This window comes from Pseudomonas sp. M5A4_2d, assembly GCF_053345295.1.
The window spans coordinates 16,310-26,978 of the sequence record NZ_JBKEZW010000009.1; the positions used below are offsets into that span (position 1 = coordinate 16,310).

Below are 10,669 nucleotides of genomic sequence, written 5' to 3' on the forward strand. Positions count from 1 at the left end.
GGGGGATTTCACAGTGCAAAACCAACCTTAGTGCAACCTTAGTTGGCAACGCGCCGTAACATCTTTCCCGGAATGACCCACCGTAGAACCGGCATGATTCCGCCGTTTCCTACAGAGATTTCGTTATGCGCCTACTCCTTGTCGAAGATGATCGTGCCCTCGGCCAGGGCATTCGCGTGGCATTGAGCGCTGAAGGCTACACGCTGGATTGGCTGCAAGATGGCCTCAGCGCCTTGCACGCGCTGCGCACTGAAAGCTTCGATTTACTGCTGCTCGACCTCGGCCTGCCACGCCTGGATGGCCTCGACCTGTTGCAGCAACTGCGCGCCGGCCAACACGACTTGCCAGTGCTGATCCTCACCGCCCGCGACGGCACCGCCGAACGCATCGCCGGGCTGGACGCGGGCGCCGACGACTACCTGATCAAACCCTTCGACGTCGAAGAACTCAAAGCCCGCGTGCGCGCCCTGTTGCGCCGCAGCCAGGGCCGCGCGCAACCGATGCTGGAACATGCCGGCGTCAGCCTCGACCCGGCCACCCAGCAAGTGCGTTACCAGGATGAAGAGATCATCGTCACGCCGATGGAATACCAGCTGCTGCACCAACTGATGGTGCGCCCCGGCAAAGTGGTGACCCGCGAGCGCCTCGCCCGGGCGTTGTATGGCTGGCAGGACCGGGTCGAGAGCAACACCCTCGAAGTACTTATCCACAACCTGCGTAAAAAACTCTCCACCGACCTGATCCGCACCGTGCGCGGTGTTGGCTATGTGCTGGCGCTTAAACCATGACCTCGGTTCGCGCGCGCATCCTCGTACCGGTGTTGGTGTTTATTTTGCTCGGTGACGCGCTGATCAGCTGGCTCGTGCTGCGCGACAGCCACCACGAAATCGAAGAAGTCTACGACGCCCAACTCGCCCAAAGTGCGCGCCTGCTGCAAGGTGTGCTGCGCCAACGCGACCCCGGCGAAGCCGACTGGGACCGCTTATATCAGGCGTTCGACCAGGCCATGAGCCGAGTGGGGGAGGAGGGCGTGGCCCACCCGTACGAAACTCGCCTGACCTTCCAGGTGTGGCGCAGTGACGGGCAATTGCTCGTACGTTCCGCCGAAGCCCCCGTGCTGACTGCACCGCCGGCCACCCTCGGCGCCCACGACATCATGGACAACGATAATGACTGGTGCGCCTACCTCCTCGCCGACCCGCAACAGGGACTGCTGATCTGGGTGGGCGAGCGCGACGACATTCGCCAGGACCTGATCGAGCGCATTGTGCGCCACACCCTTTGGCCCACCTTGATCGGCGTGCCACTGCTGACCGTGTTGATCTGGCTGACCATTGGCTGGGGGCTCACCCCGTTGCGCGCCATGGTGAGGTCGATTCGGGGGCGCAATACCGACACCTTGCAACCGCTGAACCTCAAGCCGTTGCCGACCGATCTGGAGCCCATGCAAACCGCGCTTAACCGGCTGTTGGTGCAAATGGATGACCTGTTGGAGCGCGAACGCCGTTTCATCGCCGACGCCGCCCACGAACTGCGCACGCCATTGGCGATCCTGCGCATCCATGCACAAAACGCCCAAAGTGCTGCGACCGAAGCGCAACGGCGCGAAGCCTTGGACTTCCTGGTCAATGGCGTGGACCGCGCCACACGCATTGGCAGCCAATTACTGACCATGGCGCGCATCGAGCCGCAACTGAGCAACCCCGTGCGCAAGCCTGTGCAATTGACGGAACTGGTGCGCGAAGAACTGGCCGAATTAACGCCGCTGGCCATGGAGAAAGGTGTGGAGTTGGTGCTCGAAGGCGAAGAAGAGTGTTGGGTGCAAACCGAGCCGGTGGCCCTGGCCATCGCGCTACAGAACCTGGTGACCAATGCACTGAATTTTTCCCCGGCGGGCAGCGAAGTGAAAGTGGTGATTGGCGTTAACTGCTTGAGCGTGGAAGACCAGGGCCCGGGGATTGATGAAGCGGAAATGGGGCGTTTGTTTGAGCGGTTTTATAGCCGGGATAACGCGAACGGCGCGGGGTTGGGGTTGGCGATTGTGGAGATGATCGTGGGCAAGATCGGCAGTGCGTTGACGTTGCAAAATTTGCAGCAGGGCGGCTTGCGCGCGCGGCTGAGCTTCACGGCTTGCGCGCAAGCGCCTGCGGGAATACCACACCGTTGAACGTGTGGGTGCAGCAGTCACAACTGGGCTTCATCTGTTCGGGCGTCAATTGGGGGTTAACCTTTTGCAGCAGGCCTGCCGCGTCGACCCACAAACCGCTGTAATAGCTGAAATCACCCAATAGCACATAGTCGTCTTTGTCATTTTCATGCAGAGCAACCATCCAGAACACGGGCTCCGGGCGATCCAGGCGAGCATTGGCTTCGCTGAACACCTTGTCCCATGGCCGACCAACGTTGGACAGGAGAAATCGGAATAGCGGCGTGTAGTCAAAACCGTGTCGTTGACGGCTGTGCATTGAACCGCGGGTGGACAGTGAACGCTGTGCACTTTTGGTATGCCGTTCATAGCGATAAGCGAAACCGCTACCGTGGCGCACACCGTGGGTACGGGTGTTGACTGAGCGGTAGAGAAGGGGCTTTTTCATTGCTTCAGGATTCCTTCCTGGGTTGCTTTGGAGGTGGCGGCCAAGCGCCTTGATAGCGGAAGGAAATTTGGTAGTCGAATAGGTTGGGCTGTATTACATGCTGGAAGTGTGGCTGGAGAATTTTTATCCAGGTAGGGAGAACGTTGAAACCCCCGGCATATATTGCGGTTTCTTCGCTCAACCCCAGAGCTTCAAAAGAACTGTCTGCGTCATGGATATCCGCTGAGTACTCATTTTCTTTTAAGTCATCACTGTTCTTTTCGTACCAGCACAATCTGATTTTCATGACCACTTTTGCTAGTCCTCTATATCGGTAAATTCGACGCTCAGGTTGCGCCGTTCCTTGGTATTGCGGACCCTGCGAGTCGGGTGAGAACCCTGAGATGCCAGGGGATCTTTCGGAGTCTTTTCCCTGAAAGTGAACGTCGGCGAATGAGGTTTCGACTCTTTAAAATGGTTACGCGTCGCATGCCAAATACAGCGACGCATTTTTTGGAAAGACCAATGAGGTAAGGTTTTCGATACCTTCGATTTGTTGCGGAGTAAGTAGGTAGTCATAGACACATTCGTGTTCGTCCTCCCAACCCATAATTGGCAGCAAATCGGCAGCTTTCAGGTTGAGCGGTATTTCAGTCGAAATATTCTCGCTTCCCGCTGGGACTACGTAGATCAGGTGTTTCATGGGTCTATCCTTCTCGTGTCTTTTGCGTCTTTGGTTCGTTCACCTGTTATAGGATCGAATTCGCCCAAGTGCTTACCTCGCTTGTTGTACTTCTCGACCTTGCCTCGTTCGAAGTCCCATTCGTAGATATAGCCATGGGGATCCTTCCAGCGGGGCCTAAGATGACCTCCGCCCCTGACGCTGGATTTGGAAGGCGCGCGTACGGCTTCTGGAAACGCAGTTAAAAACCTTGGACTCGGTTGATATTTGTGATCCCCAGCCCGAACGCTAACCACCACATACAGCGGCCGAACCCCAGACTCCACGGGGAACACCAGAATAAAATCCCGATACTCCGGCGGATAAATCGGGTTCACCAGAATCTGCGTGGCTTTCTCCGTCGGCGGGTAAATCCAAATCACCGGCGCTTGCGGCGCAGCCTCCAATACCGGAATACCCAGGGTATCGCCCGGATCTACCGCAGGCGTCCAGATCAGTTCCACGCCCTCACCCAAATCCGCCACAAACTGATCGCCACGGCTTTGGAACTGCACCACATCAATCATCTGCCAATCGGCAGTGTTGCCCGTGTAAAACCCGTACCCCTTGAGCGTGCCGTCCCCACGCTGCTCCACATGCAAACGCATCTGCGACCGCGCCCGTTGCAGCGAACGCAACTGCTCCTCGCTGTAGAGCGCGCTATCACCCAGCTCCGACGGCCAAGCCAGCGCTACCAAACCCGCCAATAAGCCACCGGCTACAGTGCCAGCGGCAGTTGCTGCGGATTCCACCACCGCCGAACGCAACGCCAACTGCCCCAAGCCAACAGGCAGGGCGCTGCCGCTGATCTTGCGCAAGGCGACTGCGCCTCGGCTGTCCACCTCGCGCCCACCCAACAGGCTGAAATGGCCGTAATCCTTGATCAGCTCCAACGGTACGTAACCGGTGGGGTCGTTGTAGCGAATGATGCCGTCGGGCAGTTGGCAGGGTTTGGTGAACACGCAACCGGGAAGCTTTGCGGGCGTAGGCGCCAGGGCGGGTGTTGAGTCGAGTAACTCTATGGGCGGCGAATAGGACTTCCGCTTCGGCTGCGGAATCAGGATTCGCCGTTTGAGTTGTTCTTCTTCGGTGATGGGGTAAAAGCGCTCTGACATGACCGGCTCACTTCCTTGTGCGAGGGAGTGAGCGTACGAGGGGGGATCAGAGGGTGATGTCGGCTTTGCTCGATGGTGGATGTGGGAAAAGTCATCGCTGTTAGCGACGATAATTAAAAAGGGGCGATGAGACTTTTCTACTTAGCTATCTTCAGCATTTTAAGTAGTGCGCTTTGGACATTTCTCGTCACAAGGCTCGGCTTTGCCCGTCCAGTTTTTAAAGCTAAGTTCTCGCTCGTCGCTGTCTATACGGCGACCGGGCCTGGAAACCCGTGGGTATAGGCGCACAGGCGCCACCATTTATCACGACCGCTGGCGCCACTTTTGTGCCAGCATATGCGTGTTATGGCGGCTGTGCGTGGGAGGCTTTCGAGTCTGCCGGGTTTGCCTATTCCCCGGTTTCCAGCCTGCGCACAGCTGCCACCCATTCGCCTGGAAACGAATGCGGCAGCTCTCTTCGAAGAATGGGAGCTATACCAATGAGCGTTTCTGAACGGTTTTATCCTCGCAATACCGCAGTCCACACCTCTACGCTGTCCGGAGGTGCCCAATGATCAACCCACCCCTCAACAAAACCCTCGGCGTCATCACTTTCTCCACCTGCGGCAAACAGCCCAACCTCCACCGTCTATTCCGCGTCAATGCCGGCGTGCCCATTCGCGATGCCCTGGAGCATGCCTCCGAGCTGCTGCACTGTTCCAAAATGCTCGCGTTGGATGCCGCCATGGACAAGAGCGCGGACCGTTATGCCTGGGCGGCGCATTATTTGGGGGAGATGGCGAAGGCGGTAGTGGATGATTTGGCGAATGGGATGTTGCCGAATGGGGTGATGGAGGAGGGCGAGGCGGTTTCGGTGTAAGCGGGTGATTTGAGGGTGTGGCGGCTGGCGTCTTCGCAGCGATGCAGCGACCCGACAAGCCAGCTCCCACGTTTGGATCGAGGCGCACCAGCTAAACCGGGTAGGCAGTAAAAAAGACCTTGGGACGCCAAGGTCTTTTTTTGCCTGCTGATCGAGGTGAGCAAGTGCTTGATGCCCTGCGTGCGTCAAGTCGGGCGGTATCGCTTGGTCAGGGATTATGTTGGCTCATCGGGGTGCCACTTAAGCAACGCTTGGCAAAGAGGCGCCGGCGCAGGTGGCTTCGGCATGGGGTAAGCCTGTTGCATTTGGGCGATATCGCCGTCGCTGATATCCCAGGTTTCCGATTGACCCCAACTGCCATCTGTCCAGTCGGGGCTGACCTCGTAATGCATTATCGAATCGCCGTCGTAAGGTTGGTAGCTATGCTCATCGCTACGCTCTAGGGGTAAGATATTTTTGTCGACGAGGTCCTGGGTCCAACCATAGTGCTTGAGCATGTGGTCATACGCCTTCTGCTTGTCCCAAGGAATGCCTGAATTAGGGTGTTGGTGAGCATGCAGCGCGCCCAAGCCATGCCCGAACTTATGCAGCACCACGAAACGGAATCTGGGTGAATGGATATCGCCCGGCAGGATCATCGTGGGCAGGTGTGGCGGCTTTTTTTTCGCGCCTGTCCCTACCGCAGAGCCGAAGGTGTCATTGATATGGTTGAGAGCGATACGGATGTCGCCTTCTTCGCCCCGGACGAAATTGAACTTGAGATTGACGTAAGGCAGCCATTCGTTGATCACGTCCCTTATCGCCTTTGCCTCCTCTTCGTTAACGTCATATAGCGCTATCGTGATCGTCGAACCATTGGGCCAGAGCTGGGTTTTGTCGATCACGTTGCGCTTGGTTCGTATCGGGCTGACAGACTGCGCATCAGGGCTTGAGGCGTTGTCCGCGTAGGTTGCGGTATGAAACGGTTGAAAGAGACTGGGAGCATTGATCATAAGACATATCACCCAAAGGCTATAGGAACCTTTGGGTGTTGCCGGTGAGGTCTACAGTTCCCTGTGCAGGCTTGTTTCAGTCAATTACTTTATCTGTCGCTGGCCTCCAAACGACCTAGCTCGAGCGGCTGATAAACAATTAAGCGCATAAGGGATCAGCTCAGCAGGTGCTTGGAGATGATCCGCGAAATTTCCACAATCGAAGTCTTCCCAGTGAATTCAAACTTCACTTTCCCCAGCGACGAAAAGTAAATCTCCAACTCCGAATCCAGATCAAACGTGCCGGAGGTTTCCACCGAGTACGCGACGATATTTTTGTACGGCAGCGAGGTGAAGTCCTTCTTGCTGCCGGTAATCCCCTGCACGTTCACCGCGATGATGCGCTTGGTGGTGAAGACCACGCCGTCGCGCATGGCTTTGTAGGCGTCGATCACTTCTTCGCCGTCGAGCAGCAGGGCGGAGACGCGTTCAGCGTATTCGTTGTTTTGTTTGAGTTTGAAGAAGCCTTTGTTGTTGAAGTCGATCATGTGCCTGTCCTGGGTGAGTGGTGCGGCAAACGCCTGTGAGTGTGTATGACGTTTTGCTCGCGGATCTGTATCTAACGCCCGGCTTTCCAACGCCATACCATGGCGTCCAACACACTATTTCTGGAGCGACACCATGCCCGAACTGTCCAGCTGGCTTGCCTATGGCCTGATCTCACTCGGCATGGTGCTCACGCCCGGGCCGAACATGATTTACCTCATTTCCCGCTCGATTTGCCAGGGGCGTAAGGCCGGGTTGATTTCCCTGGGCGGCGTTGCGTTGGGGTTTGTGGTTTACATGCTGTGCGCGGCATTGGGCATCACCGCGTTGGTGATGGCAGTGCCGTTTGCCTACGACGCGCTGCGGCTCGGCGGGGCGTTGTACCTGGTGTATCTGGCCTGGCAGGCGGTCAAGCCGGGTGGCCGTTCGCCGTTTCAAGTGCGGGACTTGCCCCAGGACAGCCCGCGCAAGCTGTTCATGATGGGCTTTGTGACCAACCTGCTGAACCCCAAGGTGGCGGTGATGTATTTGTCGTTGCTGCCGCAGTTCATCGACCCGAACGGCCATGGCAGTGTGCTGACGCAGTCCCTGGTGCTGGGCTTTACGCAGATTGCCATCAGCGTGAGCGTTAACTCGGTGATTGCCATCATGGCGGGCTCCATCGCGGTGTTCTTTGTCACCCGCCCGGGTTGGCAAGTGGTGCAGCGCTGGGTGATGGGCTCGGTGTTGATGGGGTTGGCGGTGCGGATGGCGGTTGAAGGGCGGCGGTGAGGCCATTCAGCGCGCCATGACGTTGACGATTACATGCAGGATGAAGGCGGGGCCGTAGCAGGGCTGACCGTGTTCATCCTCGATCCGCCAGATGGACGTGACCGTGCAGGTTTCCTTGGGCGCGGCAAACTCCACAGTGATGTGCACCGGCTGGCCGTGCAGTGTTTCTGCAATAGCGACCTCGTTGTTCAGGCTGCGCAGGTGTGTGTCCATCACCACTTCCAGTGGCGCGCCCGTGGCGGTGCGTTGGGCGATGACGTATTCGCCGTCTACTCGCACCAACCTGCGGCCACGCCAGGGGCGGGAGCCAAGGTTCTGGATTTCCCAGGTTTTCTGAAAGATTTCGCCGGGCAGCACGACGGTTTGATCGGGCGTGGTTACGTCTGCATTGAAGACGGCGATGTCACTCGAGTCATGCAGGCCAATGGCTCGGTTGGTGGTGGCCATTGAGTTGGCGTCAGCCGGAGCGCCTGCCAGGTCGGCGAAGTAGCGGAACAGCAGCAGCGGCGAAACCTGCAATGCCTTGGCAAGTTTGATCAGTGTACGTACCGAGGGATCTTGCGAGGCGCCGCCTGCCAATCCGTAGAGATAGGTTCTGGAAATGCCAGCTTCCTTGGCCAGGGTGGTCATGGATTTGCCCAGTTCCCGGCTGCGTCGAGTAATCAGCGCCCTTAGGGTGTCCCGCGTCCTGATCGTCATGCCTCACCTTTGTACGCCAAAAAAGACAACCTGCTCGCCGCTGCGTTTAGCGAGGTATGCACACTACACGCCGCGCTACGCCTTGGGATTCTGGCGTGTGTTGCATTCCTTTACACCAGGATTGAAAGGTAGCCATGACGCCTTACTTTATCGAGGGGCTGGTACTTGGCCTCGGGCTTTTTGTTGCCCCAGGCCCAAAAGACACCTTGGTCATCCGCCAAGCTGTCGGCCGTGGCCCTATCTGCGGCGTTGTCGCTATTTGTGTGTTGGCCGACATCCTGCTGATCGCTTTTGGCGTCACGGGTTTAGGTTCGCTGCTGGGAAGTTGGCCAGAGGTGATGGTGCTAATGCTGCTGTCCGGCGCGCTTTATCTACTGTGGTTTGGTGCCCAGCGCTTATTGGCCTGCATCCGTAACCAGTCCATGCCGGACACTCAGGGCGGCAATTCGCAACGCGGGCTGTTACGTACGGCGATGGTGCTCGGCTTTGCCAACCCATACGCCTGGCTCGATACGGTCGTGCTGATCGGCGCTATGGGTGCTGCCAAACCCGCAGGCCAACAAGTGCTGTTCGCAACCGGTGCCATGACGGCATCGTTGGTGTGGTTTGTGGTGCTGGCGCTGGGATGTCAGCGATTGGCCGGGCTGTTTCGTTCACCGGTGGTCTGGCGATGCCTGGACGCTGGCGTCGCCGTATTGATGGTGTATCTGGCCGGTGTGTTGATCACCGACTCACTGGATATCTTTCAGGTAGTCCTTGAGAGTAATCAGCGGCGGGCTTAGCTCATCAAGGCAGCGGACCTGTTGTACATCGGCGGACAGCTTGAGCAATTCACGCCCGAGTACGGTGTCGGCACCGCCTAACGTATTCAGTGCCTGGGCAATACACTCATCAAGCTTCACCTGAATCGTGGCCAAATCACCCTGGCGCACCAACAACCCGAACACTTCCCGCTCATACCCGTCCATGACCAAATCATCCCGCAGAATCGGGCTCGCGCCTTCGGTCTCATGCACCAGCTTGAGAGCAAAAAGCGCAACAGCTTCCAGCGTCAACTCCATGGTCCCGGCTCCTTAGCGTCTGCGTTCGCCCGTGCATACGCGCTTTTCTACAGGCGAAAAAAAAGACCTTGAATTTCAAGGTCTTTCTTTAAGATGGTGCCCCGAGGGAGACTCGAACTCCCACTCCTTTCGAAAACGGATTTTGAATCCGCCGCGTCTACCAATTCCGCCATCAGGGCTCAATGGCGGCGAAGTATAGAGATGAGATTACCGTTGGTCAATCACGTTTCATGGTCTATTTTCACTATTTCCGCTAGACTTCCCGGCCCTGCTAGACGAACCCCATCATGCGCGTTGCTGACTTTACTTTTGAGCTCCCTGATTCGCTGATCGCTCGCCACCCTTTGGCCGAGCGTCGCGCCAGTCGACTGCTGACCCTGGACGGGGTGAGCGGTGCCCTCGCACACCGTCAATTCACTGATTTGCTTGAGCATTTGCGCCCAGGCGATTTGATGGTGTTTAACAATACCCGGGTGATTCCGGCACGGCTGTTTGGCCAGAAAGCGTCCGGCGGCAAGCTGGAAATTCTGGTGGAGCGGGTGCTGGACAGCCATCGCGTGCTGGCCCATGTGCGCTCCAGCAAGTCGCCGAAACCGGGGTCGAGCATCCTGATCGATGGCGGTGGCGAGGCCGAGATGGTCGCGCGCCATGACGCGCTGTTTGAGCTCAAGTTTGCCGAAGAGGTGTTGCCGTTGCTGGAGCGTGTCGGCCATATGCCGTTGCCTCCATATATAGACCGCCCCGACGAAGACGCGGACCGCGAGCGCTATCAGACGGTGTACTCCCAGCGCCTGGGTGCGGTGGCTGCACCGACGGCCGGGCTGCATTTCGACCAGCCGTTGCTGGATGCGATTGCCGCCAAAGGCGTCGAGAGCGCTTATGTGACCCTGCACGTGGGGGCCGGCACGTTTCAGCCGGTGCGTGTGGATAACATCGAAGACCACCATATGCACAGCGAGTGGCTGGAAGTCAGCCAAAGCGTCGTGGATGCCGTGGCGGCGTGCAAGGCGCGCGGCGGTCGGGTTGTTGCGGTGGGCACCACCAGCGTGCGTTCGCTGGAGAGTGCGGCGCGTGATGGCGTGCTCAAGCCGTTCAGTGGTGACACCGATATCTTTATCTTTCCGGGCCGGCCGTTCCATGTGGTCGACTGCCTGGTGACCAACTTCCATTTGCCGGAATCCACGCTGTTGATGCTGGTGTCGGCATTTGCCGGTTACCCGGAAACCATGGCCGCGTATCAAGCCGCCATCGCCAACGAGTACCGTTTTTTCAGCTACGGTGATGCGATGTTTATCACCCGTAACCCGGCGCCGACTGCTCCTAAAGAAGCGGGCCCTGAGGAACCACTATGAG

General features: G+C 57.9%; 14 protein-coding genes and 1 tRNA gene. 6 read left to right on the forward strand and 9 right to left on the reverse strand.

From position 1 onward, the window contains the following. The first annotated feature begins 125 nt into the window (after positions 1-125). The gene (locus tag ACLBW8_RS20610; RefSeq protein WP_259763449.1) at positions 126-788 is read left to right on the forward strand and encodes a response regulator; all 663 of its coding nucleotides are present in this window, start codon (positions 126-128) and stop codon (positions 786-788) included. After that, positions 785-2,167, forward strand: a complete 1,383-nt coding sequence (locus tag ACLBW8_RS20615) for an ATP-binding protein (RefSeq protein WP_447806193.1) — start codon at positions 785-787, stop codon at positions 2,165-2,167. Before ACLBW8_RS20610 ends, ACLBW8_RS20615 begins: the two co-directional genes overlap by 4 nt. Here ACLBW8_RS20615 and ACLBW8_RS20620 read toward each other — a convergent pair. The 4 genes from ACLBW8_RS20620 to ACLBW8_RS20635 all read right to left on the reverse strand — a co-directional run bounded on the left by ACLBW8_RS20620 (position 2,124) and on the right by ACLBW8_RS20635 (position 4,409). Next, the gene (locus ACLBW8_RS20620) at positions 2,124-2,594 is read right to left on the reverse strand and encodes a hypothetical protein (RefSeq protein ID WP_064454057.1); all 471 of its coding nucleotides are present in this window, start codon (positions 2,592-2,594) and stop codon (positions 2,124-2,126) included. The two genes, ACLBW8_RS20615 and ACLBW8_RS20620, sit on opposite strands and share 44 nt — an antisense overlap. A gap of 4 nt (positions 2,595-2,598) precedes the next feature. Further along, positions 2,599-2,886: a colicin E3-like toxin immunity protein gene (locus tag ACLBW8_RS20625; protein WP_447806194.1), complete on the reverse strand. Its 288-nt coding sequence runs from the start codon at positions 2,884-2,886 to the stop codon at positions 2,599-2,601. Positions 2,887-3,051: 165 nt separating this feature from the next. Then, the gene (locus ACLBW8_RS20630; RefSeq protein WP_064454056.1) at positions 3,052-3,276 is read right to left on the reverse strand and encodes a DUF7683 domain-containing protein; all 225 of its coding nucleotides are present in this window, start codon (positions 3,274-3,276) and stop codon (positions 3,052-3,054) included. Beyond that, positions 3,273-4,409 (reverse strand): colicin E3/pyocin S6 family cytotoxin, encoded by a 1,137-nt coding sequence (locus ACLBW8_RS20635; RefSeq protein WP_447806195.1) that lies wholly within the window; start codon positions 4,407-4,409, stop codon positions 3,273-3,275. Before ACLBW8_RS20635 ends, ACLBW8_RS20630 begins: the two co-directional genes overlap by 4 nt. A 550-nt stretch (positions 4,410-4,959) precedes the next feature. Between ACLBW8_RS20635 and ACLBW8_RS20640 the strand changes: the two genes are divergently transcribed. Beyond that, positions 4,960-5,268, forward strand: a complete 309-nt coding sequence (locus ACLBW8_RS20640; protein WP_447806196.1) for a DUF3077 domain-containing protein — start codon at positions 4,960-4,962, stop codon at positions 5,266-5,268. A 215-nt stretch (positions 5,269-5,483) separates the two neighbouring features. Here the strand turns inward: ACLBW8_RS20640 and ACLBW8_RS20645 are convergent, their stop codons facing one another. Beyond that, complete coding sequence (locus ACLBW8_RS20645; RefSeq protein ID WP_447806197.1) at positions 5,484-6,260, reverse strand: M12 family metallopeptidase; 777 nt, start codon at positions 6,258-6,260, stop codon at positions 5,484-5,486. Between the two features lie 155 nt (positions 6,261-6,415). After that, positions 6,416-6,787: a PH domain-containing protein gene (locus ACLBW8_RS20650; protein ID WP_053257892.1), complete on the reverse strand. Its 372-nt coding sequence runs from the start codon at positions 6,785-6,787 to the stop codon at positions 6,416-6,418. A 133-nt stretch (positions 6,788-6,920) separates the two neighbouring features. Here ACLBW8_RS20650 and ACLBW8_RS20655 point away from each other — a divergent pair, with 133 nt between their 5' ends. Continuing rightward, a complete protein-coding gene (locus tag ACLBW8_RS20655) occupies positions 6,921-7,556 on the forward strand; it encodes a LysE family translocator (RefSeq protein ID WP_064454052.1) in 636 nt (211 codons plus the stop codon). A gap of 6 nt (positions 7,557-7,562) precedes the next feature. Here the strand turns inward: ACLBW8_RS20655 and ACLBW8_RS20660 are convergent, their stop codons facing one another. Beyond that, positions 7,563-8,255 carry an NBR1-Ig-like domain-containing protein gene (locus ACLBW8_RS20660; protein WP_447806198.1) on the reverse strand — a complete coding sequence of 231 codons (693 nt, stop codon included), beginning with the start codon at positions 8,253-8,255 and terminating at the stop codon, positions 7,563-7,565. A gap of 134 nt (positions 8,256-8,389) precedes the next feature. Between ACLBW8_RS20660 and ACLBW8_RS20665 the strand changes: the two genes are divergently transcribed. Continuing rightward, positions 8,390-9,037, forward strand: coding sequence for a LysE/ArgO family amino acid transporter (locus ACLBW8_RS20665; protein WP_447806199.1), 648 nt, complete (start codon positions 8,390-8,392; stop codon positions 9,035-9,037). On the opposite strand, the gene ACLBW8_RS20670 is transcribed toward ACLBW8_RS20665, so the two are convergent. Further along, positions 8,987-9,316: a hypothetical protein gene (locus ACLBW8_RS20670; RefSeq protein ID WP_447806200.1), complete on the reverse strand. Its 330-nt coding sequence runs from the start codon at positions 9,314-9,316 to the stop codon at positions 8,987-8,989. The two genes, ACLBW8_RS20665 and ACLBW8_RS20670, sit on opposite strands and share 51 nt — an antisense overlap. A 94-nt stretch (positions 9,317-9,410) precedes the next feature. Further along, positions 9,411-9,495: transfer RNA gene (locus ACLBW8_RS20675), tRNA-Leu, on the reverse strand. A 108-nt stretch (positions 9,496-9,603) separates the two neighbouring features. Between ACLBW8_RS20675 and queA the strand changes: the two genes are divergently transcribed. After that, complete coding sequence (gene queA / locus ACLBW8_RS20680; RefSeq protein ID WP_447806201.1) at positions 9,604-10,668, forward strand: tRNA preQ1(34) S-adenosylmethionine ribosyltransferase-isomerase QueA; 1,065 nt, start codon at positions 9,604-9,606, stop codon at positions 10,666-10,668. Position 10,669: the final 1 nt, after the last annotated feature.

Excerpts from the sequence above, each read along its gene's own strand:
- ACLBW8_RS20615 (WP_447806193.1), top strand. The coding sequence starts at position 785 with ATGACCTCGGTTCGCGCGCGCATCCTCGTACCGGTGTTGGTGTTTATT.
- ACLBW8_RS20610 (WP_259763449.1), top strand. The coding sequence starts at position 126 with ATGCGCCTACTCCTTGTCGAAGATGATCGTGCCCTCGGCCAGGGCATT.
- ACLBW8_RS20620 (WP_064454057.1), bottom strand. The coding sequence starts at position 2,594 with ATGAAAAAGCCCCTTCTCTACCGCTCAGTCAACACCCGTACCCACGGT.
- ACLBW8_RS20640 (WP_447806196.1), top strand. The coding sequence starts at position 4,960 with ATGATCAACCCACCCCTCAACAAAACCCTCGGCGTCATCACTTTCTCC.
- ACLBW8_RS20655 (WP_064454052.1), top strand. The coding sequence starts at position 6,921 with ATGCCCGAACTGTCCAGCTGGCTTGCCTATGGCCTGATCTCACTCGGC.
- ACLBW8_RS20635 (WP_447806195.1), bottom strand. The coding sequence starts at position 4,409 with ATGTCAGAGCGCTTTTACCCCATCACCGAAGAAGAACAACTCAAACGG.
- ACLBW8_RS20660 (WP_447806198.1), bottom strand. The coding sequence starts at position 8,255 with ATGACGATCAGGACGCGGGACACCCTAAGGGCGCTGATTACTCGACGC.
- ACLBW8_RS20650 (WP_053257892.1), bottom strand. The coding sequence starts at position 6,787 with ATGATCGACTTCAACAACAAAGGCTTCTTCAAACTCAAACAAAACAAC.
- ACLBW8_RS20630 (WP_064454056.1), bottom strand. The coding sequence starts at position 3,276 with ATGAAACACCTGATCTACGTAGTCCCAGCGGGAAGCGAGAATATTTCG.
- ACLBW8_RS20665 (WP_447806199.1), top strand. The coding sequence starts at position 8,390 with ATGACGCCTTACTTTATCGAGGGGCTGGTACTTGGCCTCGGGCTTTTT.
- ACLBW8_RS20645 (WP_447806197.1), bottom strand. The coding sequence starts at position 6,260 with ATGATCAATGCTCCCAGTCTCTTTCAACCGTTTCATACCGCAACCTAC.
- ACLBW8_RS20670 (WP_447806200.1), bottom strand. The coding sequence starts at position 9,316 with ATGGAGTTGACGCTGGAAGCTGTTGCGCTTTTTGCTCTCAAGCTGGTG.
- queA (WP_447806201.1), top strand. The coding sequence starts at position 9,604 with ATGCGCGTTGCTGACTTTACTTTTGAGCTCCCTGATTCGCTGATCGCT.